The 23,546-nt window shown below is 73.5% G+C and carries 22 protein-coding genes; 7 read left to right on the top strand and 15 right to left on the bottom strand.

Annotation, left to right across the window (positions count from 1 at the left end):
- Positions 1-35: 35 nt before the first annotated feature.
- The 10 genes from ACFQ6N_RS13075 to infC form a co-directional block, all read right to left on the bottom strand.
- Positions 36-1,001 carry an ABC transporter permease subunit gene (locus tag ACFQ6N_RS13075; protein ID WP_380648917.1) on the bottom strand — a complete coding sequence of 322 codons (966 nt, stop codon included), beginning with the start codon at positions 999-1,001 and terminating at the stop codon, positions 36-38.
- Positions 998-1,924, bottom strand: a complete 927-nt coding sequence (locus tag ACFQ6N_RS13070) for an ATP-binding cassette domain-containing protein (protein WP_380648916.1) — start codon at positions 1,922-1,924, stop codon at positions 998-1,000. Before ACFQ6N_RS13070 ends, ACFQ6N_RS13075 begins: the two co-directional genes overlap by 4 nt.
- The gene (locus tag ACFQ6N_RS13065; RefSeq protein WP_380648915.1) at positions 1,924-2,361 is read right to left on the bottom strand and encodes a GntR family transcriptional regulator; all 438 of its coding nucleotides are present in this window, start codon (positions 2,359-2,361) and stop codon (positions 1,924-1,926) included. Before ACFQ6N_RS13065 ends, ACFQ6N_RS13070 begins: the two co-directional genes overlap by 1 nt.
- Positions 2,348-4,975, bottom strand: coding sequence for a phenylalanine--tRNA ligase subunit beta (gene pheT, locus ACFQ6N_RS13060; RefSeq protein ID WP_380648913.1), 2,628 nt, complete (start codon positions 4,973-4,975; stop codon positions 2,348-2,350). The genes ACFQ6N_RS13065 and pheT overlap by 14 nt, the downstream gene beginning before the upstream one ends.
- The gene (gene pheS / locus ACFQ6N_RS13055; protein ID WP_380648912.1) at positions 4,975-6,096 is read right to left on the bottom strand and encodes a phenylalanine--tRNA ligase subunit alpha; all 1,122 of its coding nucleotides are present in this window, start codon (positions 6,094-6,096) and stop codon (positions 4,975-4,977) included. The genes pheT and pheS overlap by 1 nt, the downstream gene beginning before the upstream one ends.
- Positions 6,097-6,388: 292 nt before the next feature.
- Complete coding sequence (locus ACFQ6N_RS13050; RefSeq protein WP_380648911.1) at positions 6,389-7,492, bottom strand: ATP-binding protein; 1,104 nt, start codon at positions 7,490-7,492, stop codon at positions 6,389-6,391.
- A 117-nt stretch (positions 7,493-7,609) separates the two neighbouring features.
- On the bottom strand, positions 7,610-8,476 hold the full coding sequence (locus tag ACFQ6N_RS13045; RefSeq protein WP_380648910.1) for a TrmH family RNA methyltransferase: 867 nt from the start codon (positions 8,474-8,476) through the stop codon (positions 7,610-7,612).
- A gap of 160 nt (positions 8,477-8,636) precedes the next feature.
- Positions 8,637-9,032, bottom strand: coding sequence for a 50S ribosomal protein L20 (rplT, locus tag ACFQ6N_RS13040; RefSeq protein ID WP_030055649.1), 396 nt, complete (start codon positions 9,030-9,032; stop codon positions 8,637-8,639).
- A gap of 109 nt (positions 9,033-9,141) precedes the next feature.
- Positions 9,142-9,336, bottom strand: coding sequence for a 50S ribosomal protein L35 (gene rpmI, locus ACFQ6N_RS13035; RefSeq protein ID WP_030055648.1), 195 nt, complete (start codon positions 9,334-9,336; stop codon positions 9,142-9,144).
- 144 nt (positions 9,337-9,480) lie between these two features.
- On the bottom strand, positions 9,481-10,239 hold the full coding sequence (infC, locus tag ACFQ6N_RS13030; RefSeq protein WP_380649043.1) for a translation initiation factor IF-3: 759 nt from the start codon (positions 10,237-10,239) through the stop codon (positions 9,481-9,483).
- A 448-nt stretch (positions 10,240-10,687) separates the two neighbouring features.
- Between infC and ACFQ6N_RS13025 the strand changes: the two genes are divergently transcribed.
- Entirely contained in the window at positions 10,688-11,065 is a 378-nt protein-coding gene (locus ACFQ6N_RS13025) for a DUF1844 domain-containing protein (protein WP_380648909.1), read from the top strand.
- Between the two features lie 84 nt (positions 11,066-11,149).
- On the opposite strand, the gene ACFQ6N_RS13020 is transcribed toward ACFQ6N_RS13025, so the two are convergent.
- Positions 11,150-11,923 carry an SseB family protein gene (locus ACFQ6N_RS13020; protein ID WP_380648908.1) on the bottom strand — a complete coding sequence of 258 codons (774 nt, stop codon included), beginning with the start codon at positions 11,921-11,923 and terminating at the stop codon, positions 11,150-11,152.
- Positions 11,924-12,078: 155 nt separating this feature from the next.
- Between ACFQ6N_RS13020 and ACFQ6N_RS13015 the strand changes: the two genes are divergently transcribed.
- The 3 genes from ACFQ6N_RS13015 to ACFQ6N_RS13005 all read left to right on the top strand — a co-directional run bounded on the left by ACFQ6N_RS13015 (position 12,079) and on the right by ACFQ6N_RS13005 (position 14,936).
- The gene (locus ACFQ6N_RS13015) at positions 12,079-13,290 is read left to right on the top strand and encodes an amino acid deaminase/aldolase (protein WP_380648907.1); all 1,212 of its coding nucleotides are present in this window, start codon (positions 12,079-12,081) and stop codon (positions 13,288-13,290) included.
- Between the two features lie 57 nt (positions 13,291-13,347).
- A complete protein-coding gene (locus ACFQ6N_RS13010) occupies positions 13,348-13,764 on the top strand; it encodes a hypothetical protein (protein WP_380648905.1) in 417 nt (138 codons plus the stop codon).
- Between the two features lie 257 nt (positions 13,765-14,021).
- Positions 14,022-14,936: a lytic polysaccharide monooxygenase gene (locus ACFQ6N_RS13005; protein WP_380648903.1), complete on the top strand. Its 915-nt coding sequence runs from the start codon at positions 14,022-14,024 to the stop codon at positions 14,934-14,936.
- A gap of 183 nt (positions 14,937-15,119) precedes the next feature.
- Here ACFQ6N_RS13005 and ACFQ6N_RS13000 read toward each other — a convergent pair whose 3' ends face one another.
- From ACFQ6N_RS13000 to ACFQ6N_RS12985, 4 genes are all read right to left on the bottom strand, one after another.
- Entirely contained in the window at positions 15,120-16,388 is a 1,269-nt protein-coding gene (locus ACFQ6N_RS13000; protein WP_380648901.1) for a DUF2510 domain-containing protein, read from the bottom strand.
- A gap of 154 nt (positions 16,389-16,542) precedes the next feature.
- The gene (locus ACFQ6N_RS12995) at positions 16,543-17,349 is read right to left on the bottom strand and encodes a 3-oxoacyl-ACP reductase (RefSeq protein WP_380648900.1); all 807 of its coding nucleotides are present in this window, start codon (positions 17,347-17,349) and stop codon (positions 16,543-16,545) included.
- 7 nt (positions 17,350-17,356) lie between these two features.
- Positions 17,357-18,724, bottom strand: coding sequence for an aldehyde dehydrogenase family protein (locus tag ACFQ6N_RS12990; protein ID WP_380648899.1), 1,368 nt, complete (start codon positions 18,722-18,724; stop codon positions 17,357-17,359).
- A gap of 115 nt (positions 18,725-18,839) precedes the next feature.
- The gene (locus tag ACFQ6N_RS12985; protein ID WP_380648898.1) at positions 18,840-20,240 is read right to left on the bottom strand and encodes a glutamine synthetase family protein; all 1,401 of its coding nucleotides are present in this window, start codon (positions 20,238-20,240) and stop codon (positions 18,840-18,842) included.
- Between the two features lie 166 nt (positions 20,241-20,406).
- On the opposite strand from ACFQ6N_RS12985, the gene ACFQ6N_RS12980 reads away from it, so the two are divergent.
- From ACFQ6N_RS12980 to ACFQ6N_RS12970, 3 genes are all read left to right on the top strand, one after another.
- Entirely contained in the window at positions 20,407-21,150 is a 744-nt protein-coding gene (locus ACFQ6N_RS12980; protein ID WP_380648897.1) for a gamma-glutamyl-gamma-aminobutyrate hydrolase family protein, read from the top strand.
- Positions 21,151-21,368: 218 nt separating this feature from the next.
- Positions 21,369-22,457 (top strand): cation diffusion facilitator family transporter, encoded by a 1,089-nt coding sequence (locus ACFQ6N_RS12975; protein WP_380648896.1) that lies wholly within the window; start codon positions 21,369-21,371, stop codon positions 22,455-22,457.
- A gap of 57 nt (positions 22,458-22,514) precedes the next feature.
- Complete coding sequence (locus tag ACFQ6N_RS12970) at positions 22,515-23,417, top strand: 5'-3' exonuclease H3TH domain-containing protein (RefSeq protein WP_380649042.1); 903 nt, start codon at positions 22,515-22,517, stop codon at positions 23,415-23,417.
- The last annotated feature ends 129 nt before the right edge of the window (positions 23,418-23,546 follow it).

Here is a 23,546-nt window from a genome sequence, read left to right as displayed (position 1 = left end):
ACGGAAACTCTTCAAACGATCTACGGCGCCGCAGGTCAGACCGCCCGACGCCGGATCCACCACACCGCGACCGCGCACAGCGCCACGGCGAGCCCGGCCGTCCAGGCGAACTCCACGGACTGGAAGAGCCAGTAGCGGCTGTCCGGCTGGTAGGACTCGTGCAGCGAGTAACCGCCCTCGTTCAGCAGCTTCTCCGCCCCGTAGTAGTCACCGCCCAGGTCGTAGAGCCGGCCGAGGCCGAGCCTGTCCCCCGCCGGATCGGTGACCCAGATCGCCCCCTCCCAGCGGTGGTCGAGCGAGGCCTGGGCGAGCGTGTGGACGGTGTCCTGGAGCGGGGTGCGGTAGTGGAACCGCAGGGATTCGGCCACCAGGTTCACCGCGACCGAGACGGCCACGCCGATCCCCACCGCCACCACCGTCCGCCGCAGCACCGCACCCGCGAGCGCGGACACCGCGAAGGCCAGCAGCACCCGGCCGACCAGCGCGGGCGGGGCACTGGCGAAGGCCAACGGGGTGAACCGGCCCCCGTGCGCCGCCAGCGGCGAGATCCACCAGTCGAGCACCACCGCCGTCAGGGCCGTCGCGGCGGCCAGCACACTGCCGACCACCACCAACCCGCCGACCGTCCAGCGGGTGCGCCCGGCGCCCTGGGTCCACGCGAAGCGCACCGTGCCGTGCTCGAACTCCCGGGCCAGCAGCGGCGCTCCGACGAACGCCCCGAGGGCGCCGCCCAGGAAGTAGGCGACGTTCCCGCCGACGGACAGCTCGGAGCCGTACCCGTGCAGGAACTCCTTCCAGCGGTCGTTGCAGGTCCGCAGTGCCATGTCGCAGCCGGCCGCACCGGAGTCGTCGAACCCGGCGTGCAGGTAGTACCCGCTGACGCCCAGGACGAGGGCCAGCCCGGCGAGGACGCCCAGCAGGGTCCGCAGCGCGGGCCGGTGGCGCAGCCCGGCCGCCCGCAGGACGGCGGAGCGGGGCGGCGCGAGGGTCAGGGAACTCACGGCAGCAGGACCTTCTCGTTCGGACGGACGGCCCCGCGTGGGCCGGGGAGGGCGGAGGCGGCCGGTTCGCGCAGGTACGCGAGCACCAACTCCTCCAGGCCGACGCGCTGTTGGCGCCATTCGCCGGAGACCGGGGCGTCCACGCCGCCGGTGCGGACCAGCAGGTGGGACTGGGTGCCGGCCCGGCGGTCGCGGACCACGGGCAGCAGCCCGGCGATCCGGTCGGCGTCGGTGGTCGGGCCGGTGAGCATCCGGTGGCCGCCCAGCAGGTCGTCCACCTCCCCCGCCACCTGGACCCTTCCGCCGCCGAGCACCACCAGGTAGTCGCAGCTGCGCTCCAGCTCGTGGACGGCGTGCGAGGAGAACACCACCGACAGCCCGTCCTCGGCCACGGCGGTCAGCAGCACGGCCATGAAGTCATGCCGGGCGAGCGGGTCCAGGGCGGCCAACGGCTCGTCCAGCAGCAGGAGTTCGGGACGCTTGGCGAGGGCGAGGGCGAGCGAGACCTGGGCCTGCTGGCCGCCGGAGAGCCGGCCGTACCTGCGGTCCAGCGGGATGCCGAGGCCCTCCAGGTGAGTGCGGGCCCGGGCCTCGTCCCAGCGGCGGTTGAGGTGCCGGCCCATCGCGAGCAGGTCGCGCACCGGCAGGCCCGGGTAGAGCGCGGCGTTCTGGGCGACGAAGCCGATCCGGTCCAACGCCTTCGGCGATCCCGGCTGTTGGTCGCCGAGTACGGTCAGCGCGCCCTCGCTGGGCAGGGTCAGTCCGGCGGCCAGGCTCAGCAGCGTGGTCTTGCCGGCGCCGTTCGGGCCGACCAGGGCCACCACGTGCCCGGCGGGGACGGCCAGCCGGCAGTCCCGCAGCGCCCAGGAGCGGCGGTAGCGCCTGCCGAGCCCGGCGCAGTCGATCACCGTGTTCGCGGCCATCAGGCCACCACCCCGTCCCGGCCCTCGCGCAGGTCGCGCAGCGCGTCTTCGAACACCGCGGCCATCCCCTCCTCGTCCAGCCCGGCGGTCCGCGCCGAGCGCATCCAGTCCAGCAACCCCCGCCGCAGCGCGGCCCGTTCGCGCAGCGGCACCACCCCGGCGGGCAGCCCCCGCACGAAGGTGCCCTGGCCCCGACGGCCGACCGCCAGGCCCCGGTGCTCCAGCTCCCGGTACGCCTTGAGCACGGTGTTCGGGTTGATCGCCAGCCCGGCCACCGCCTCGCGTACCCGGGGCAGCCGGTCCCCCTCGGTCAACCAGCCCATCCGCAGGGCCTGTTCGACCTGCTGCACGAGCTGCAGGTAGGTCGGGACACCGGAGGCCGGGTCCAGCCGGAACTCGATGGGCGAGGGTCGGTCCTCGGCTTTATCTACTTCCATAGGTAAAGAGATAAGCCACGGGCTGAGGCACCGTCAAGCCAAGCCTTGGCAAAGCCGCCCGGCCGCGGACAGGCGGAAGCACACAAACCGGAAGCGGGCACGCGGCAACACGAAGGGCCCCGCGCAGCACCGCTCCCGTACGGGCGACGGCCTCGGCGACGGCCGCCTCGCGGGCGGCGGTGGCCTCGTCGGCGGTCAGCGTGCGGTCGACGGCGCGGAAACGCAGCGCGTACGCCAGCGACTTCTTGCCCTCGCCGATCTGCTCACCGGTGAACACGTCGAACAGCCGGATGGCCTCCAGCAGTTCGCCCGCACCGGTGCGCAGCGCGGACTCGACATCGGCGGCCGGAACCGCCGTGTCGACGATCAACGCGACGTCCTGGGTGGCCACCGGGAAGCCGGAGACCGTCGGGCCGTTGACCCGCTCGGCGCCGTCGGCGGTCAGCAGGTCGACGTCGATCTCCATCGCGGCGGTCCGGGCCGGCAGGCCGAGCGCCTTGACCACCCGCGGGTGCAGCTCGCCGGCGTGGCCGACCACCCGATCGGTGCCGGCGACGACCAGCTCGGCGCAGCGGCCCGGGTGCCAGGGCGCGAGCTGCCCGGCACGGACGGTCAGCTCGACACCGGCCGCGCGGGCCACCGTGCGGCCCGCCTGGACGGCGTCCGCCCAGGAGGCCTGGGCGCCCTTGCCCCACCAGCCCGACGGCAGCCGCTCACCCGCGAGGGCGACGGCGACCCGGCGCGGCTGGTCCGGCAGCGCGGCGTCCAGCTCGGCCAGCTCCGCGTCGCTGGGCCGGTGGTCGACGGCCGGGCGCGGAGCCACGGACAGCTCGTCCTTCGGCAGGAAGACGGTGCCGGTCTCGTAGACCGCCAGGTCGGTGTTGCCGCGGCCGACGTTGCGGCGCAGCGCGCCGAGCAGGCCCGGCAGCAGCGTGGTGCGCAGCGCCGGCTCCTCGTCGTTGAGCGGGTTGACCAGCTTGACGGTCCGGCGGCGGCGGTCGTCCGCCGCCAGGCCGAGCGCGTCCCAGGCGGTCTCGCCGAGGAACGGGTAGTTGTTGACCTCGACGTAGCCCGTCCCGGCCAGCGCGACACCGATCCGGCGGTTGATCCGCTGGGCCTCGGTCAGGCCCTTGCCCGGCGGCACGTCGGGCATCCGGGCGGGGACGTTGTCGTAGCCCTCCAGCCGGATGACCTCCTCGGCGAGGTCGTACGGGTCGGTCAGGTCGGGGCGCCAGGTCGGCGGGGTGACCTCCAGGACGTCGGCGCCGGAGACCGAGCAGCCGACCTCCTGCAGACGACGGGTGACCGTCTCCCGGCCGTACGCCGTGCCGGCCACCCGGTCGGGCAGGTCGGCGGCGATGGTGATGGTGCGCACCGGGTGCGGCGCCGCGATGTCGGTGACCCCGGCCTCGGCGGTGCCGCCGGCGATCAGGACCAGCAGGTCGACGGCGCGCTGCGCGGCGGCGCGGGCGGCCTCCGGGTCGACGCCGCGCTCGAAGCGCTTGGACGCCTCGGAGGGCAGCTTGTGCCGCTTGGCGGAGCGGGCGATCGCGACCGGGTCGAAGTGCGCGGCCTCGATGATCACCTCGGTGGTGCCCGGACCGGCGGCCGGGTCGAGGATCTCGGTGGAGGCGCCGCCCATGACACCGGCCAGGCCGATCGGGCCGCTGCTGTCGCAGATCAGCAGGTCCTCGGGCGAGAGCTTGCGCTCGACGCCGTCGAGGGTGGTGAGGACCTCGCCCTGCTCCGCCCGGCGGACCGTGATCGGGCCGTTCACGCGCTGCTTGTCGTAGGCGTGCAGCGGCTGGCCGACCTCCAGCATCACGTAGTTGGTGATGTCGACGGTCAGCGAGATCGGCCGGATGCCCGACTTCTGCAGACGGCGCTGCAGCCAGATCGGGGACTTGGCGTTCGGGTCGACGCCGACGACCGTACGGGCCACGAAGCGGTCGCAGCCGGTCGGGTCGTTGACCTTGACCAGGTAGCCGAAGGAGTTGGCCGGCGGCACGTCGAGCAGCGCCGGGTCGGCCAGCGGCAGCCCGTACGCGGCGGCGGCCTCGCGGGCCACGCCGCGCATGGACAGGCAGTAGCCGCGGTCCGGGGTGACGGCGATGTCGAGCACCTCGTCGACGAGCTGGAGCAGCTCGATGGCGTCGGTGCCGGGCTCGTACTCCGGCGGGAGGACGATGATGCCGTCGTGGTCGTCGCTCATGCGCAGCTCGCGCCCGGAGCAGATCATGCCGGCCGAGGTGCGGCCGTAGGTCTGGCGGGCCGCGATCGGGAACGGGCCGGGCAGCACGGCGCCCGGGAGCACGACCACGACCTTGTCGCCGACCGCGAAGTTGCGCGCGCCGCAGACGATCTCCTGCGGCTCGCCGGTGCCGTTGGCGTCGCCGACGTTGACGAGGCAGTGCCGGATCGGCTTCTTGAAGCCGGTCAGCTCCTCGATGGAGAGCACCTCGCCGACCACCAGCGGGCCCTTGAGCTCGCCGCCGAGCTGCTCGACGGTCTCGACCTCCAGGCCGGCCCGGACCAGGCGCTCCGCGACGTCACGGCCGGTCGCACCGGCCGGCAGGTCGACGTACTCGCGCAGCCAGGAAAGCGGGACGCGCATCAGATCTCCATCCCGAACGGGAGGGTGAAGCGCACGTCACCCTCGACCATGTCGCGCATGTCGGCGACGTTGTGACGATTCATCAGGATCCGCTCCAGGCCCAGGCCGAAGGCGAACCCGCTGTAGCGGTTCGGGTCGACACCGCAGGCGACGAGCACCCGCGGGTTGACCACGCCGCAGCCGCCGAGCTCGATCCAGCCCTCGGAGGAGCAGGTACGGCACGGGCGGTCCGGGTTGCCGACGCTCGCGCCCAGGCACACGAAGCACTGGAGGTCGACCTCGGCCGACGGCTCGGTGAACGGGAAGTACGAGGGCCGCCAGCGCAGCTCCAGGTGGTCGCCGATCAGCTTCTCGACCAGGACCTCGATGGTGCCCTTGAGGTCGGCGAAGGTGATGCCCTCGTCCACCGCGAGGCCCTCGACCTGGCGGAAGACCGGGGTGTGGGTGGCGTCCAGCTCGTCGGTCCGGTAGACCCGGCCGGGGCAGACCACGTAGAGCGGGGGCTCTCGGTCGAGCATGGTGCGGGCCTGGACCGGGGAGGTCTGGGTGCGCAGCACCACGCCGGAGTCGGCGGAGCCGTCCGGGGCCCGGACGAAGAAGGTGTCCTGCATCGAGCGGGCCGGGTGGTCCGGGCCCAGGTTGAGGGCGTCGAAGTTGAGCCACTCGGCCTCGACCTCGGGGCCTTCCGCGACCTGGTAGCCCATCGCGACGAAGGTGTCCTCGATGCGCTCGGCCATGGTGGTCAGCGGGTGCCGGGCGCCGCGCGGGGCGCGGTCGTACGGCAGCGTGACGTCCACCGCCTCCTCGACCAGCACGCGGGCGTCGCGCTCCGCCTCAAGCTCGACCTGCCGCTTGGCGAACGCCTTGTTGACGTCGCCGCGGGCCTGGCCGATCAGCTTGCCCGCAGCGGCCTTGGCGTGCGGGGGAAGGGCGCCGATCTCGCGGTTGGCGAGTGCGAGCGGGGACCGGTCGCCGCTGTGGGCGACCTTGGCCTCCTTCAGCTCGTTCAGGGTGGTGGCGGCGGCGAAGGCGGCGACGGCCTCGTCCCGCGCCTGCTCCACCACCTCGGGCTTGAGGGCCTCGACCTCGACCGGGTCGTAGGACTTGTTGGGTGCCGACATCTCTATCTTCCCGTGCTCCTGCTCGTCCGTGCTCAGGTGGGTGGTGCTCGCCCTCCTTGCCCGCCCTCGGGCAGGAGGGGCCCAACTTGCCCGCCCTCGGGCAGGAGGGGCCCAACGCGTCACGCCCGGCGGGGCCGGGGCACGGGCAGCCGGTTTCCGTTCACCGGAGGCTCACGGGAGTGGATGTCCGCGGCTCAGCCGCGCAGGGCGTTGCGCGACGCCAAAGGTCGAGTGTAGTCGCAGCGGGTGGCACCGCTGCCGGGAAGCCCTCCGGCGGGACCCCGCTGCTCCGTCAGAACATGAAGTCGGGCACGCCGGCGGGCAGGATGAACCGGAACCGGGCACCGCCGCCGGGTGCGCGGTCGACGCGGATCGAGCCGCCGTGGGCCTCCACGATGCCCTTGACGATGTACAGGCCCAGGCCGGTGCCGCCGCGCTTGGAGCCGCGCCAGAAGCGGGTGAACACGCGCGGCATCGATTCCTCGGGGATGCCGCTGCCTTCGTCGCTCACGGTGACCGCTGTGCCTTCCACGATGCGGGGAGGGGTGCCGGAGCGCTCCCACAGGGGCGCCTCGACGACCTCCTTGGCCGGTGCCACCTCGATCGTGACAGTTCCCTCGCCGTGCCGCACCGCGTTTTCCAGCAGGTTGGCGAGCACCTGGTCGACCTTGTCCGGGTCGGCCCACAGGACGGTCAGCGGCTCGGCGATCCGGATGTCGAAGCGGTCCTCGGGGATGCCGGTGGCGACCTTGCGCTCCACGTGCCGGCGCACCGCCGCGGCCAGGTCCACCACCTGCTTGCGCAGCTCCAGCCGGCCCGCGTCGATCCGGGAGATGTCCAGCAGCTCGGCGATCAGCCGGGTGACCCGGTCCGCGTCGGCGTCCACGGTCTCCAGCATCAGCCGCTTCTGCCCGTCGGTGAACCGCTCCCACTTGGCCAGCAGCGTCGCCGTGAAGCCCTTGACACTGGTCAGCGGGGAGCGCAGCTCGTGCGCGACGGTGGCGATCAGCTCGGCGTGGCTGCGCTCGGTCCGGCGCCGGGCCTCGGTGCCGCGCAGGGCGATCACCAGGCGCTCCAGCGGGCCGCCGCGCGCCGCGCGGACGTACCGGGCGGAGACCAGCACCTCACGGCCGCCGGGCAGCAGCAGGTTGCGCTCCGGCTGACGGGTGCGGATGGCCAGGCCGCCGTACGGGTCGGTCAGCTGCCACCAGCGGCGCCCGTCCAGGTCCTCCAGCGGGAGGACGTCCTCCAGCCCGGAGCCGAGCGCGGCCTCCGGGAGCACGCCGGTGAGCCGGGCCGCGGCCCGGTTGAAGCAGACCACCCGGCCTGACCCGTCGGCGACCACCAGGCCGTCCGGCAGGTCGTCCGGGTCGAGCTCTGGCCCGCTGCCGACCATGGGTTGCCTCCCCGATTACCCACCGTGCCGTTCCCCCCACAGAGGCAGACCCTAGCGCCTCGCAGGCCCCCGCAGTAGGGCTTGCAACGGGGTGATCCCGGTGCGCCCCCGGGTGCGTCAGACGTTCGAACGGCAGCCGCCGGGCGAACGCTGCGCCCGGGCCGAGGCGTACAGGCAGACGGCGGCGGCGGTGGCCAGGTTGAGGCTCTCCGCGTGGCCGTGGATCGGGACGCGCACGACCTCGTCGGTGAGCGCGCGGGTCTCCTCCGGGAGCCCCCACGCCTCGTTGCCGAACACCCATGCGCCCGGCGCGCCCAGGGTGCCCTCGTCGAGCTCCCGGTCCAGGTCGCGCTCCCCCGCGCCGTCCGCGGCGAGCACCCGGACACCGGCCTCGCGCAGCTTCCCGACGGCTTCCTCGACCGGCACGCCGACCGCCACCGGCAGGTGGAACAGGCTGCCCACGGAGGCCCGCACGGCCTTCGGGTTGTAGAGGTCCACCGAGGCGTCGGTGAGCACCACGGCGTCCGCGCCGGCCGCGTCGGCGGTGCGCAGCACGGTGCCGGCGTTCCCGGGGTCGCGCACGTGGGCGAGGATCGCGACCAGCTTCGGACGGGCCCTGAGCACCTCGTCGAACGGGGTGTCGATGAAGCGGCAGAGCGCCACGATGCCCTGCGGGGTCACGGTGTCGCAGATGTCGGCGATCACCTCGTCGGTGGCGGTCAGCACCGCCAGCCCCTCGGCCAGGGCCGCCTCGACGATGCCGGCGTGCCGCTCGGCGGCCTCGGGGGTCGCGTAGACCTCGACCACGGCGTGCTCGTTCGTGCCCGGCAGCCTGCCGAAGGCGACGGCCTCCCGGACGGCCTGCGGGCCCTCGACCAGGAACCGGCGCTCCTTGGTGCGCTGGTTGCGCTTGGCCAGCCGGCGGGCGGCGACGACGCGCGGCGAGCGCAGGGAGGTCAGCAGGGGGGTGTCGGTGCTCGGCATGGCCTCGTTCTCTGGGGGCGCTGAGGGATCTGGCTCTGGGAGCGCCGAGGGGCCTGGCTCTGGGAGCGCCGAGGGACCCGGGGCGCGGAGGAGCGGAAAGCAGAACCGGACCCGCAGGCGAGCCTGCGGGTCCGGTCAGAGCTCAACCGATCTCGGAAGATCAGGCGGCGTCCGCGGCGGCCTTCGGGGCGTTCACGTCGGCCGGCAGCGCCTTCTGGGCCACCTCGACCAGGGAGGCGAACGCACCCGGGTCGTTGACGGCCAGGTCGGCCAGCATCTTGCGGTCGATCTCGACGCTGGCGGCCTTCAGGCCCTGCACGAAGCGGTTGTAGGTGATGCCGTTGGCACGGGCCGCAGCGTTGATGCGCTGGATCCACAGCTGACGGAAGTCGCCCTTGCGCTTCTTGCGGTCGTTGAAGTTGTAGACCAGCGAGTGGGTGACCTGCTCCTTGGCCTTGCGGTACAGGCGCGAGCGCTGGCCCCGGTAGCCGCTGGCGCGCTCCAGGATGACCCGGCGCTTCTTGTGGGCGTTGACTGCCCGCTTGACGCGTGCCACTTGATTACTCCTTGGGTTGGACCACGGACTACTTCACGTGGTCCGTCATTCGAATGGGTCGGGAAGGATCAGCTGTCCCGCTCACGGCTGGCGCCGGGCGGAAGGGCGATCACTTGCCGAGAAGCTTCTTGATCTTCTTGGCGTCAGCGGGGGCCAGCTCGACGGTCCCGGCCAGCTTGCGGGTCAGCGTCGAGGGCTTGTGCTCCAGGAGGTGGCGGCGGCCGGCGCGCTCGCGCAGCACCTTGCCAGAGCCACTGATCTTGAAGCGCTTGCTGGCGCCACTGTGCGTCTTCTGCTTCGGCATTTCGCCGTATCTCCTCGTCGGTCCCGTCCACGCCCGCGCGGCTCGTACCACGCGGGCGTGAACTGGATGGATCTGCGATGACCGGGCGGGACGCCCTGTCACCGTGGGGGGCCGGTCTCCCGGGCCGCCCTGGCCGGTGAAGGCTCAGGCGCCCTGGGATGCGGCCGGCTGCTCGACCGGGGCGTCGGCCTCGGTGACCGGCGCCTCGGCCGGGGCGTCCTGCGCCTCGGTCGCCTCGTCGTCGGCGACCTCGTCGTCGACCAGCAGGTCGTCGTCCGCCAGGTCGTCCACCAGGTCGTCGTCCGCGGCGGCGTCGGAGCCGGGGGTGCGGCCCTGACGCTCGGCCTTGCGGGCGTCGGCGAGGGCGCGGGCCTCGGCCATCGCCTCGGTCTTCTTCTTGTGCGGGCCAAGAACCATGATCATGTTCCGGCCGTCCTGCTTCGGCGAGGACTCGATGAAGCCCAGGTCCTGGACGTCGTCGGCGAGCCGCTGCAGCAGACGGAAGCCCAGCTCGGGGCGGGACTGCTCACGACCACGGAACATGATCGTGATCTTGACCTTGTCGCCCTGCTTGAGGAACCGAACGACGTGACCCTTCTTGGTGTCATAGTCGTGCGGGTCGATCTTCGGCCGGAGCTTCATCTCCTTGATGACCGTGTGCGCCTGGTTCTTGCGCGCCTCACGGGCCTTCATGGCCGACTCGTACTTGAACTTGCCGTAGTCCATGAGCTTGCACACCGGCGGCCGGGCGGTCGCCGCGACCTCGACCAGGTCGAGGTCGTACTCCTGCGCGAGCTCCAGCGCCTTGGCAAGCGGCACGATGCCGACCTGCTCGCCGCTGGGACCGACGAGTCGCACCTCCGGAACGCGAATCCGGTCGTTGATGCGGGGCTCGGTGCTGATGGGGCCTCCTCGGTTGCACCTTCTGCGATGCGGCCGTCGGACGGCGGACGCACGTAGTGGACTCGACCACTGGGCGGGGCTTCATTCGTGCTGCGCTGCCCGGCACTGCGCGCACCGCGACACGAAAAAAGCCCCGCTCGGTACAAGCGGGGCTCCACACAACCGGGGGCGACGCCCGGTGAGGGGCGCTGCGGCGACTCGGCGCCGTGGCGCCCGTCGCGGACCGGGACCCGTCGACCGCGAGGTCGACCAGGTGGGAGACTTTCGCGGTTGCCCTCTCGGGCCTCCTGGGTGGAGCCTCCTCTTGCTGGCCGGACTCCCTCGCAGGATCCCGGCCGGTCAGTCTCGAAGCATACAGCGTCGCGCCGGAGAACACTATTCCGCCCCGCTTCGGACCAACTTGTACGCTCCAGGGGTACGGACACCGGCACGAAGGAACGAGCCCCCCTTGAGCAGCGAGCCCACCCAGACCCCCGGCGCGGACGACGACGCGATCGGCTTCGACGACCTCACCCGCGACATCGCCGAGGTCCCGGCCGTCGAGGTGATCACCACCGTCGCGGTGCACCTGATGAGCGCTGCCGCCGTCAAGTGCGGTCTCGCCGAGGGCGGCGACAAGGACAAGGACCTGGACGAGGCCCGCAAGCTGATCACCGCGCTGGCCGGGCTGGTCACCGCCGGCGCCCCGGAGATCAGCAACTTCCACGCCGCCCCGCTGCGGGACGGGCTGCGCTCGCTCCAGCTGGCCTTCCGCGAGGCCTCGCTCGTCCCGGACGCCCCGGGCGCGGGCCCGGGCGAGAAGTTCACCGGCCCCGTCTACTCCTGACCCGGTGCGACCGAAAAATGCACCGCCTCACGTGAGGCGGTGCATTTTTCAGCTTTATTCGCTTTTGTCCGGCTTGCTTCCGGCCTACCGCCGGTACAGCGGCTCCCCGGGCAGCCCGGCGCCGGCCGGCAGCACCGCGAGGTCCAGCCCCCGGTCCAGCCGCACCCGCAGCACCGGGTCGGCGGCCACCGCCTGCCCGACCCGCTGCGCGGCCGCCTGGAGCCCCGGCTGGTCCAGCGCCGGGTCGAACACCACCGCGAGCACCCCGTCCGAGTCCTCGGCGTCCGCCAGCAGCCCGGTGACCACCTGCGGCTCGGCCGCCAGCAGCGCCCGCACCGCCTCGCGCACCTCCGGGTCCCGCGCCGGCGGCAGGAACGGCCGGTTCTCCGCGAGCGCCCGCAGCCGGGCCCCGGTGAGCAGGAAGGGCACCGGCCCGGCCGGGTCGAGCAGCAGGGTGTCGGCGCGCTCGGAGTAGGCCACCATCGCGGCCTGCGGGGCCGCCGTCGGCGCCGGACGGGCGTCGGCGCGCCAGCGGGCCAGCGACTCCAGCGAGGTGAAGGCCGGCAGCGCGCGGCGCCCGTCCGGGGCCTCCAGCACCGGGACGGCCATGTCGCTGGTCTTGTCGTGCTTGTGCCCGTGCTCGTCCACCTCGACCTCGCCGAGGATCGCGACGATCGGGACCATCAGCCGGGTCGGGGTCAGCGCCGCCAGCACCTCGGGCTCGGCCGCGCGGTCCTGCGACCAGCGGGCGAGGGCCTCGGTCAGCGCCGCGTCCGCCGTGCCGTCGTCGTCGGAGAAGCCGGGATTCGGGATGCTCTTGCCGACGAAGGCCGGGTTGGAGAAGTCTTTGCGGTCCACCCGCCCGACCCTATGCCACCGCGCCCGGCGGGCCCCATTTCCCCGCACGCGCCCCGGAGGGCCTGTCTCGCGGCTCCTTGCCGGGCCGGCCTGATCCGACAAAATCCACGAGACAGGCCCTACCAACCGGTAGCCCGCTGTGGCACCCTGCGCCCATGGTGATCCTCGACGCGCCCACCCCGGTCTCCGACCGCCTCCGGTACGACCGCGCCACCGCCCACCTGGACGGCCCGCTCGCCGTCGTCGACCTCGCCGCCTTCGACGCCAACGCCGCCGACCTGGCGCGCCGGGCGGGCGGCAAGCCGATCCGGGTGGCCAGCAAGTCGGTGCGCTGCCGGGCACTGCTGGAACGGGCCCTGGCCATGGAGGGCTTCGCCGGGGTGATGAGCTACACCCTGCCCGAGTCGCTCTGGCTGGCCCGCACCGGCGTCCGCGACATCCTTCTCGCCTACCCCTCCGCCGACCGCGACGGGTACGCCGAGCTGACCGCCGACCCGGCGGCCGCCCGGGAGGTCACCGTCGTCCTGGACGACCCGGCCCAGCTGGACCTGATCGACAAGGCCCGCGGCGGCGACGCCGAGGTACGGGTCTGCCTGGAACTGGACACCTCGCTGCACCTGCTGGGCGGCCGGGTCCGGGTGGGCGCCCGGCGCTCGCCGCTGCGCACCCCGGAGGACCTCGGCGCCTTCGCCGAACTCGTCCAGCAGCGCCGGGGGTTCCGGGTGGTCGGCCTGATGGCGTACGAGGGGCACGTCGCCGGGGTGGGCGACCGGGTGCCCGGCCGGCCGGTGCGCTCGCAGCTGATCCGGCTGATGCAGGCCAAGGCCCGGGCCGAACTGGCCGAGCGGCGCGCGGCGGTGGTCCGGCGGCTGCGCCGGGTGGCCGAACTGGAGTTCGTCAACGGCGGCGGCACCGGCAGTGTGGAGTCCACCGTGGCCGAACGCGCCGTCACCGAGGTGGCGGCCGGCTCCGGGCTGTACGCACCGCAGCTGTTCGACAACTACCGCTCGTTCCGGGGCCGCCCGGCCGCCCTGTTCGGCCAGCCGGTGGTGCGCCGCCCCGGCCTCGGCGTGGTGACCGTGCTCGGCGGCGGCTACCCGGCCTCCGGCGCGGCCGGCCCGGACCGCTCACCGGTGCCGTACCTGCCGCAGGGTCTGCGCTACGACCCGATGGAGGGCGCCGGGGAGGTGCAGACCCCGCTGCTCGGCCCGGCCGCCGACGACCTGCTGATCGGCGACCGGGTCTGGTTCCGGCACGCCAAGGCGGGCGAGCTGTGCGAACGCTTCGCCGAGCTGCACCTGATCGAGGGCGACCGGGTGGTGCGGACCGTCCCGACCTACCGGGGCGAGGGGAGGACGTTCCTCTGACGCTCCGTCCGCCGCTGCCCTACCGTGGTGCCGACACACGAACCACGAGGGGGCGGCATGGAAGCGGAAGTCGTGCAGCAGATGGTGACGTCGGGCGCCTCGTCACTGGCCGGGCTGATGGCCACCGCGGCCTGGCAGCAGGTCAGTTCGCGGGTCGGCCGGCTGTTCGGGCGCGGCCGGGAGGACGAGGCGGCGGACGCCGAGCTGGAGCTGATCCGGGCCGAGGTGGTGGAGGCCGGCGACGACCGGGACGCGCTGGCGGACCCGACGGCCGTGCTGCGCACCCGGCTGCGCCGGCTGTTCCGGGAGGACCCGGCGGCGGCCGACGAGCTCTTCGAGATCCTGGCGGAGTTCGATCCCGAACGGTTCCGGAAGCAGGCCGGGACGACGTACGTCATCAACAACACGATCGAGAACGGCACCCACAGCGGGACCACGATCCAGGCCGGCATCATCCACACCATGCGGCCCTGAAACCTGTGGCACCGACCTTTCCGGAGCCTTAACGGGGCCCGATGGAAGAGCTAACTCCTGCCTTCCGTCGGGCCTTTGCGCTGCTCGGGGGCCTACAGTCCGTCAACAAGTGCTCGACGCGCGGCTATTGCCATCTGGTCCAGACCAATCCTACGCTCTGCCCGGGGGCCGCGCGCCGGGCCGGCGGCACCCCGGCGGGCAGGCGTGCCCGTTCCCCCACGCAACGCCCGGAACGACGGTCAAGGAGTCCCCACCCCATGTCCATCAAGCGAAGCACCCTGTCCGTCGGCGTGGTCGGCGCCGCGGTCCTCGCGGTGGCCGCGACCACCGCCGGCACCGCCAGCGCCCACGGCACGATGACCAACCCCGTCAGCCGCGTCGCCGCCTGCTACGCGGAGGGCCCCGAGCACCCGGTCTCCCAGATCTGCAAGGACCTCGTCGCCGCGAACGGCACCCAGCCGCTGTACGACTGGAACGAGGTCAACATCGCCAACGCCAACGGCAACCACCAGGCGCTGATCCCGGACGGCAAGCTCTGCTCGGCCAACCGCGACAAGTACTCCGCCCTGGACTGGCCGCGCACCGACTGGCCGGCCACCCAGGTGAAGGCCGGCGCCTTCACCTTCCAGTTCCGCACCACCGCGCCGCACGTCGGCACCCAGACCGTCTACATCACCAAGCCGAGCTACGACCCCACCAAGCCGCTGAAGTGGTCGGACCTCGACCCGGCCCCGGTGGCCCAGGTGCAGGTCGACCGCAACGCCACCAACGGGTACTACACCTACGCCGGCACCCTGCCGCAGCGCACCGGCCGCCAACTGCTCTACACCGTGTGGCAGCGCAGCGACAGCCCGGAGGCGTTCTACAGCTGCTCGGACGTCGACTTCGGCTCGACCGCCGCCGCGGCCCCGGTGCTCGCCGCCCAGGCCCCGGCCGCGCCCAGCGACGCCCAGATCGCGGCCGACGCCTCCAAGTCCACGGTCGCCCACCACGGCCACGGCGGGGACCCGAACGCCCCGGCCGGCCAGATCGTCCCGACCACCTCCGCGGCCGTGGCCGGCACCTCGGCCACCGGTCCGCTGCTGCTCGCCGGTGCCGCCGCGATCGGCGTCGGCTGGGCCGGCATGGTGCTCCGGCGCCGTCGTGTCGAGGCTGTTCGACGCGACTCCTGACGCCGGACACGGGAACCGGGCCGGCCAACCCCCGTCCGGGCCGGTTCCCGTAGCTCCAGTGGTACCGCCGGCTCCGGTCCCCACCGGCAGGCACGGCGGGCACGGCAGGCACGGCAACGGCGGCGGCCCACCCCGGAGGTCTTCCTCCCGGGTGGGCCGCCGCCGTGTGAGGAGCGCGCGGGCTCAGGTGCTGCTGGTGCCCCCCGCGCCGCCGGGGTCCCCGGCGCCCGAGCCGGGCGCCGAACCCGCACCGGAGCCGGGGGCCGACCCCGCGCCGGAACCCGCGCCGGAGCCCGTGCCGGAGCCCGTGCCCGGCATCCCCGGGATGCTCGGCAGCTTGCCCTTGTAGTCGGTGATGCCCTTGACGATGGTGTCCATCACGGCGAGGTCCGGCGCCTTGTCGGCGATGTCGAAGCCGAAGTGCACCGAGACCAGCGCCTTGCCGTCGGCGGACGGGAAGACCACGGTCTGCACGTAGCCGTTGTTGCCCTTGGGCGCGTCGACCTTCCAGCGGACCAGGTAGCCGTCCCGGCCGCTGACCTTGACCGCCTCGGACTTGAGCTCCTGGTGGCCGGTGACGTCGCCGTACGCCTCCTTGGCGGCCTTCGCGATGTCGGCCTTGGCCGCCGCCTGGGCGTCGGTGCCGCCGCCGTCGATCCGCCCGGTGGTCACGCCGCCGAGGGTGCAGCTGTCGGTGCCGTCCGCGCAGGTGTACGCGCCGACGATGATGCTGGCGTAGCCGTCGCTGGTGGTGCCGGCCTGCCAGCCGGACGGGGCCGGCAGGCTGATCCCGTTGACCAGGTCGATCGCCTTTCCGGCGCCGGGCTTGGCCTTGCCGCTGCCCTTGCCGTCCCCACTGCCGCCGTTGCCGCCGCCCCCGTTTCCGCCGTTGCCGCCGTTGGCGCCACCGCCATTGCCGTTGCCGCCGCCGTTGCCGTTGCCGCCGAGGCCCGGGTAGCCGTCCCAGGGCCCGTAGCCGCCCTGCGGGGCCTGCCGCGCGGAGGGCTTGGCCCGGTCCCCGTGGCCGTCCATCGCGAGGTAGGTGATGCCCGAGCCGGCGCCGAGGCCGAGCAGGGCGGCGACGGCCGTCGCCAGGACGAGCTTGGACGGCTTGCGCCAGGGCTTGCGGGGCGGCGCGGCGGGCGTGCCGTAGGCCGTGCCGAAGGGCGGCGGCTCCGGGTAGCGGACGGTCGGGCCACTCTCCAGGACCTCGCCCTCCAGCACCCTGGGCTGCTCGGCCGTTCCCGGCCCCGGATCACCGGCCACCGGGGCCTCGGCCGCCACCGGGGCCTCGGCCGCCGACGGCTCCGGAGTCGTCGGCTCCGGGGCGTCCGAGGGTGCGGGCCGGGTACTGGCCGTCCAGCCCTTGCCGTCCCACCACCGCTGCGGTCTCGGGTCGCCGGTGGTGTCCTTCGGGTCCGGGTACCACCCGGCGGGAATCTGCTCGCTCACAGCAAAGAATCTAAAGGCAGCCGGATAAACGCGAAATCAGCGCGGCGGCCTATTCCCTCGGTTTTCGATGAGATTACGGTGAGAAGGGGCCGCCGACCCCCGCCGGAGGCCCCGAAACCCGGGCGGGGGCCCGGGCGGGGACCCTGCGGGCCGCTCACAGCGGTGTGACGTACGCCCCGGAGATGCCGCCGTCCACCAGGAACTCGCTCGCCGTGATGAACGAGGAGTCGTCGCTGGCGAGGAACGCCACCGCGGCGGCGATCTCCTCCGCCCGGGCGAACCGGCCGAGCGGGATGTGCACCAGCCGCCGGGCGGCCCGCTCCGGGTCCGCGGCGAACAGCTCGCGCAGCAGCGGGGTGTCCACCGGCCCGGGAGAGAGCGCGTTGACCCGGATCCCCTCCCGGGCGAACTGCACGCCCAGCTCGCGGGACATCGCGAGCACCCCGCCCTTGGAGGCGGTGTAGGAGATCTGCGAGGTGGCCGCGCCCATCCGGGCCACGAAGCTGGCGGTGTTGATGATCGAACCCCGCCCGTGCCGGCGCATGTACGGCAGCGCGGCCTTGCAGCACAGGTACACCGAGGTCAGGTTGACCTCCTGCACCCGGCGCCAGGCGTCCAGGCCGGTGGTCAGGATCGAGTCGTCCTCCGGCGGCGAGATGCCCGCGTTGTTGAACGCGACGTCCACGCTGCCGTAGGTCTCGTACGCCTCGTCGAACAGCGCCTCGACCATGTACGGGTCGGTGACGTCGGTGTGCACGAACAGCCCGCCGACCTCCTTCGCGGCGGCCCGCCCGGTCTTCTCGTCGAGGTCGGCGCAGACCACCTTCGCCCCCTCCGAGGCGAGCCGGCGGGCGGCGGCCAGGCCGATGCCGCTGCCCGCGCCGGTGACCACGGCGGTGCGGCCGACCAGCCGGCGGCAGACCGCCTCGTCCCGCTCGCGCTCGGCGTGCTTCTCGCTCATCGGGCCGTCACTCCTCGCTCTGGATGAAGACGTTCTTGGTCTCGGTGAAGTGGCGCAGTGCGTCCGGCCCCAGCTCGCGGCCCACCCCGGACTCGCCGAAGCCGCCGAAGGGCGTCCAGTAGCGCACCGAGGCGTGCGAGTTGACCGACAGGTTGCCCGCCCGCACGCCCCGGGCCAGGCGCAGCGCGCGGCCGACGTCCCGGGTCCAGATCGAGCCGGACAGGCCGTAGCGGGTCGCGTTGGCCAGCCGCAGGGCGTCGGCCTCGTCGGTGAACGGCAGGACGGCGGCGACCGGGCCGAAGATCTCCTCGGTGACCGCCGGGAGCTGCGGGTCGTCGGGGGCGATCACGGTCGGCGGGTACCAGTAGCCGGGCCCGTCGGGCACCTTGCCGCGGGCCAGCACCGGCAGTTCGGGGGTCACGTAGGAGGCCACCCGGCGGACCTGGGCGGCCGAGATCAGCGGGCCGAGCTGGGTCTCCGGGTCGTTCGGGTCGCCGGTGCGCAGGGTCTCGACGGCGGGCAGCAGCAGGGCCAGGAAGTCCTCGTAGACCTCGCGCTGGACCAGGATCCGGCTGCGGGCGCAGCAGTCCTGGCCGCTGTTGTCCGCGAAGGACATCGGGTCGGCGGCACGGGCGAGGTCGGCGTCGGCGAAGACGATGTTCGGGCTCTTCCCGCCGAGTTCCAGGGTGACCCGCTTGGCGCGGGCGGCGCAGCGGGCCGCGACCTCCTTCCCGACGACGGTGGAGCCGGTGAAGACGATCTTGCGGACCGCCGGGTGGTCCACCAGCGCACGGCCGGTGGTGCCGCCCGCCCCGGGCACGACCTGGAGGAGGCCCTCGGGCAGGCCCGCCGCCAGGGCGAGTTCGGCCAGGCGCAGCGCGGTCAGCGGGGTCGCCTCGGCGGGCTTGAGGAGGACGGCGTTGCCGGCGGCCAGGGCGGGGGCGAAGCCCCAGGCGGCGATCGGCATCGGGAAGTTCCACGGCGCGATCACCCCGACCACGCCGACCGGCTCGTGGAAGGTCACGTCCAGGCCGCCGGGCACCGGGATCTGCCGGCCGGTCAGGCGTTCCACTCCCCCGGCCGCGTACTCCAGCAGGTCGCGGACGTTGCCGGCCTCCCAGCGGGCGTTGCCCAGGGTGTGCCCGGCCTCGGCGACCTCCAGGGCGGCCAGCTCGGGGACGTGCGCGTCGACCTGGTCGGCGAACCGGCGCAGCAGCCGGGCCCGTTCGCCGGGGGCGAGCGCGGCCCAGCCGTCCTGGGCGTCGAGGGCGCGCCGGGCGGCGGCGTCCAGCTGCCCGTCGGTGGTGTCCGGGACGGTGGCGAGCACCTCGCCGGTGGCGGGGTTGCGGACGGTGCTCGCGGGCGGCTCGCTCATGCGGCACGTCCGTGGGCCGTGGCGTCACACCCGTCGGTCACGTCGGTCATGGCGTCGCACCCCGTCGCCCGTGCGTCACGTCGGTCGCTCATGCGTCACATCCGTCGCTCATGCGTCACATCCGTTCGAAGGATCGGTAGCGTTCCCAGTCGGTGACGGCGCCGTCGTAGGCGGCCTGTTCGACCCGGGCCATGTTCAGGTAGTGGTCGACCACGTCGTCGCCGAAGGCCTCCCGGGCCAGTTCGCTCCGCCCCCACAGTTCGGCGGCCTCGCGCAGCGACCCGGGCACCCGGGCGTACTCCTCGACCGCGTAGGCGTTCCCCAGGCAGGGCGCGGGCAGCTCCAGCTTGCGCTGCAGCCCGTGCAGGCCGGCCGCGATCATCCCGGCGACCGCGAGGTACGGGTTGACGTCGCCGCCGGGCACCCGGTTCTCCATCCGCAGGCCGGGGCCGTGGCCGACCACCCGGTAGGCGCAGGTGCGGTTGTCCCGGCCCCAGGCGACGGCGGTCGGGGCGAAGGAGCCGGGCCGGTAGCGCTTGTAGGAGTTGATGTTCGGGGCGTAGAGCACGCTGAACTCGCGCAGCGCCGTCAGCTGGCCGGCCAGGAAGTGCCGCATGGTGTCGGTCATCCGGCCGTCCCGGTCGGCGAAGGCGGGGGCGCCGACCGCGTCGCGCAGCGAGAGGTGGATGTGGCAGCTGTTGCCCTCGCGCTCGTCGTACTTGGCCATGAAGGTGAGCGCGCAGCCGAGTTGGGCGGCGATCTCCTTGGCGCCGGTCTTGTAGACGCTGTGCTGGTCGCAGGTGGCGAGGGCGTCGGTGTAGCGGAAGGCGATCTCGTGCTGGCCGAGGTTGCACTCGCCCTTCGCGGATTCCACGACCAGGCCGGCACCGGCCATCTCGTTGCGGATCCGGGAGAGCAGCGGCTCGACCCGGGCGGTGCCCAGCATCGAGTAGTCGACGTTGTAGAGGTTGGCGGGGGTCAGGCCGCGGTAGCCGCCGAGCCAGGCCTGCTCGTAGGTGTCGCGGAAGACCAGGAACTCCAGTTCGGTGCCGATGTCGGCGGCCAGGCCGTACTCGGCGAGCCGGGCGATCTGGCGGCGCAGCAGCTGGCGCGGGGCGGCGTCCACCGGGTGGCCGCCGTGCCGGGCGAGGTCGGCGGTGACCTGGGCGGTGCCGGGCTGCCAGGGGGTCAGCCGCAGGGTACCGAGGTCGGGGCGCATCGCGAAGTCGCCGTAGCCGGTGGCCCAGGAGGAGAAGGCGTAGCCGTCCACGGTGTTCAGGTCGACGTCGACGGCCAGCAGGTAGTCGCAGGCCTCGGCGCCGTTCTCGGCGACTTCGTCGAGGAAGAAGCGGGCGGCGAAGCGCTTGCCCTGCAGCCGGCCCTGCATGTCGGTGAAGGCGAGCGCCACGGTGTGCACCTGGCCGGCGTCCACCAGGGTGCGCAGCTCGTCCAGGGTCAGTGGCGGCCGGGGCGGCGAGCCCGCGGCGGAGTTCCCGGGCACGGCGTTCGCGGACAAGGCGGAACCCCCCTTCCTCGATCTTCTCGATCACTCTTCGAGATCAAGCGGTCACAGCGAACCGTACGGCCTGCGGCTCACGGGGCGGAAGAGGGCGGGGTGGTGTGGCGCGCCGATGCGCGTGGCTGACGGTGGTTCAGGAGGTTCGGGAGGGAGAATGCCCGCCATGGATCGCAGGCCTTTGATCGGCGTCAGCACCTATCTGGTGGACGCGAGTTGGAGCGACTGGCGGGGCCGGCGGGTGGCCCTGGTACCCGAGCGGTACACCGCGTACGTCCGGGACTCCGGCGGGATCGCCGTCCTGCTGCCGCCGGACGCCCCGGAGCGCGCGCCCGAGGTGCTGGCCCGACTGGACGCCCTGGTCGTCGCGGGCGGCCCGGACATCGACCCGGCGTACTACGGGGAGCCGGCCCATCCGGCGACCGACGTGGACTCGCCGGAGCGGGACGCCTGGGAGGTCGCGCTGCTGCGGGCGGCGCTGGCGGCGGGGATGCCGCTGCTGGGGGTCTGCCGGGGGATGCAGGTCCTGAACGTGGTGTGCGGGGGGACGCTGGTGCAGCACCTGCCGGACGTGGTGGCGGTGGACGTGCACGGCGGATCGCCGGGGCACTACGGGTCGCACCCGGTGCGGCCGGTGCCGGGGACGCTGCTGGGCGGGCTGCTGCCGGAGAGCGAGCTGGAGGTGCCGACGTTCCACCACCAGGCCGTCGACCGGGTGGGCGCGGGCCTGCGGGTGAGCGCCCACGCGCCGGACGGGACGGTGGAGGCGGTGGAGGGGCCGGGCTTCACGCTGGGGGTGCAATGGCACCCGGAGCAGGGGCAGGACCTACGGCTGATGCAGGCCCTGGTCCGGGCGGCCACCGCGGCGGTCCTGGACGTGTCGGTCCTGGAGGCGGTGGCGCCGGGCTGACCGGGGTCCGGGCCCGGTCCCAGGCCCAACTGGGCGTGGGCGCAGGGGATTTCGGCTGGTCGCAGGGGTGTGGCATCCATCGGGTACGGCCACCGGAACGGCAACGACAACGGTCACCAGTACAGCCTTTGGATCTTTGTCGATTCTGCGGTTCACTTCGGTTGCAGGGCGGTCGCACCGCGCCCCTGTTCCCACCCGTGCGCCCAGAGAGGACTTCCATGGCCGGGCACGAGCATTCGCACGATGATCATGCGCATGACCACAAGCAGTCGACCGGGCACTCGCACGGCGGCGGCCACGCGCACGGCGCCGGGCACTCACACGGCGGCGGCCACGGCGGGCACTCGCACGGCGTCTCCGCCGACGCCGACCGCCGCTGGCTGCTCAGCGCCCTCGCCCTGATCGTCGTCTTCATGGCCGGCGAGGTCGTGGTCGGCTTCGCCGCCCAGTCCCTGGCCCTGATCTCCGACGCGGCGCACATGCTCACCGACGCCGCCTCGATCGTGCTCGCCCTGGTCGCCATGCGGCTCGCCGCCCGACCGGCCCGCGGCGGCTACACCTACGGCCTCAAGCGCGCCGAGATCCTCTCCGCGCAGGCCAACGGGGTCACCCTGCTGGTGCTCTCCGCCTGGCTGGGCTACGAGGCCGTCACCCGGCTGATCACACCGCCGGAGGTCACCGGCTCCCTGGTGCTGGTCACCGCGCTGATCGGGATCGTCGTCAACCTCGCGGCCACCTGGTGCATGTCGAAGGCCAACCGCACCTCGCTCAACGTCGAAGGCGCCTTCCAGCACGTGCTCACCGACCTGTACGCGTTCATCGCCACCGCCGTCGCCGGCCTGGTCGTCCTGCTCACCGGCTTCGCCCGGGCCGACGCCATCGCCTCGCTGATCGTCGTCGCGCTGATGCTCAAGGCCGGCATCGCCCTCGTCCGGGACTCCGGACGGATCTTCCTGGAGGCCGCCCCCGCCGGGATCGACCCCGACGCCGTCGCCGACCGGATGGTCACCGAGCCGCTCGTCGAGGAGATCCACGACCTGCACATCTGGGAGATCACCTCCGGCCAGCCCGCCCTGTCCGCCCACATCCTGGTCACCCCCGGCGGGGACTGCCACGCCGTCCGGCGCGAGCTCCAGCGCCGACTCGCCGACGAGTACGCGATCACCCACAGCACCCTCCAGGTCGACCACGTCGGCGAGGACGAGGCGGGCGCACTGCTCCAGATCACCGCGCCCGACGACACCGCCGCCGAACACTGCGCCGACGCCCACGGCCCGGTCCACCGCGCCGGACCCCACGAGCACTGAAGCCGCCCCCTGTCGTCGCGGTGCGGCATGATCTGACACGTGACCGCACCGCGACTGATGCTGCTCGACTCCGCCAGCCTGTACTTCCGCGCCTACTACGGCGTACCCGACTCCCTGCGCTCCCCGCAGGGCGAGCCGGTCAACGCCGTCCGAGGCCTGCTGGACTTCATCGCCCGGCTGGTCCACGACCACCGCCCCGACCTGCTCGTCGCCTGCATGGACGCCGACTGGCGCCCGCAGTGGCGGGTGGACCTCATCCCCTCGTACAAGACCCACCGGGTCGCCGAGGCCGCCCAGGACGGCGAGGAGGAGGTGCCCGACACCCTCGCCCCGCAGGTCCCGGTGATCGAACAGGTACTGGACGCGCTCGGCATCGCCCGGGTCGGCTGCCCCGGCTACGAGGCGGACGACGTGATCGGCACCCTCACCGCCCGCGCCGACGGGCCCGTCCAGATCGTCACCGGCGACCGCGACCTCTTCCAGCTGGTGGACGACGCCCGCGGGATCACCGTCCTCTACCCGGTCAAGGGCATGGGCAACCTCCAGGTCACCGACGACGCGCTGCTGCAGGAGAAGTACGGCGTACGCGGCGCCCAGTACGCCGACATGGCCGCCCTGCGCGGCGACGCCTCGGACGGCCTGCCCGGCGTCAAGGGCATCGGCGAGAAGACCGCCGCCCAGCTGATCCACGAGTACGGCGACCTCCCCGGCATCCGCGCCGCCGCCCTCGACATCGGCTCCAAGCTCACCCCGGCCCGCCGCCGCAACCTCGTCGAGGGCTCCGCCTACCTCGACGTCGCCCCCAAGGTCGTCCGCGTCGCCGACAACGCCCCCCTCCCCGCCTTCGACCCGGCCCTCCCCCGCGAACCCCTCGACCCGATGACCCTCGAAGACCTCTCCGCCCGCTGGGGCCTCGGCACCTCCCTCGACCGCCTCCTCGAAACCCTCGCCACCCGCTGACCCGGGGGCCGTATCCGGGGGTGGGGCCGGGGGGGCCCGCCCGAGGGGCCCCCCGCGCCCCCCCCCCCCCCCCCCCCCCCCCCCCCCCCCCCCCCCCCCCCCCCCGGGGGGGGGCACAAGGCGCAACCC

Source organism: Kitasatospora sp. NPDC056446, from assembly GCF_042796115.1.
Classification (GTDB): Bacteria; Actinomycetota; Actinomycetes; order Streptomycetales; family Streptomycetaceae; genus Kitasatospora.
The sequence above is the reverse complement of the archived record's forward strand: the minus strand, read 5'-3'. Positions and strand labels throughout refer to the sequence as shown.

Coding starts and splice junctions, on each gene's coding strand:
- ACFQ6N_RS13065 (WP_380648915.1), bottom strand. CDS start 2,361: ATGGAAGTAGATAAAGCCGAGGACCGACCCTCGCCCATCGAGTTCCGG.
- ACFQ6N_RS13070 (WP_380648916.1), bottom strand. CDS start 1,924: ATGGCCGCGAACACGGTGATCGACTGCGCCGGGCTCGGCAGGCGCTAC.
- ACFQ6N_RS13045 (WP_380648910.1), bottom strand. CDS start 8,476: ATGCCGAGCACCGACACCCCCCTGCTGACCTCCCTGCGCTCGCCGCGC.
- ACFQ6N_RS13015 (WP_380648907.1), top strand. CDS start 12,079: ATGGTGATCCTCGACGCGCCCACCCCGGTCTCCGACCGCCTCCGGTAC.
- ACFQ6N_RS12975 (WP_380648896.1), top strand. CDS start 21,369: ATGGCCGGGCACGAGCATTCGCACGATGATCATGCGCATGACCACAAG.
- ACFQ6N_RS12970 (WP_380649042.1), top strand. CDS start 22,515: ATGCTGCTCGACTCCGCCAGCCTGTACTTCCGCGCCTACTACGGCGTA.
- ACFQ6N_RS12980 (WP_380648897.1), top strand. CDS start 20,407: ATGGATCGCAGGCCTTTGATCGGCGTCAGCACCTATCTGGTGGACGCG.
- ACFQ6N_RS12995 (WP_380648900.1), bottom strand. CDS start 17,349: ATGAGCGAGAAGCACGCCGAGCGCGAGCGGGACGAGGCGGTCTGCCGC.
- ACFQ6N_RS13010 (WP_380648905.1), top strand. CDS start 13,348: ATGGAAGCGGAAGTCGTGCAGCAGATGGTGACGTCGGGCGCCTCGTCA.
- pheS (WP_380648912.1), bottom strand. CDS start 6,096: ATGTCGGCACCCAACAAGTCCTACGACCCGGTCGAGGTCGAGGCCCTC.
- pheT (WP_380648913.1), bottom strand. CDS start 4,975: ATGCGCGTCCCGCTTTCCTGGCTGCGCGAGTACGTCGACCTGCCGGCC.
- ACFQ6N_RS13050 (WP_380648911.1), bottom strand. CDS start 7,492: ATGGTCGGCAGCGGGCCAGAGCTCGACCCGGACGACCTGCCGGACGGC.
- rpmI (WP_030055648.1), bottom strand. CDS start 9,336: ATGCCGAAGCAGAAGACGCACAGTGGCGCCAGCAAGCGCTTCAAGATC.
- ACFQ6N_RS13005 (WP_380648903.1), top strand. CDS start 14,022: ATGTCCATCAAGCGAAGCACCCTGTCCGTCGGCGTGGTCGGCGCCGCG.
- ACFQ6N_RS12990 (WP_380648899.1), bottom strand. CDS start 18,724: ATGAGCGAGCCGCCCGCGAGCACCGTCCGCAACCCCGCCACCGGCGAG.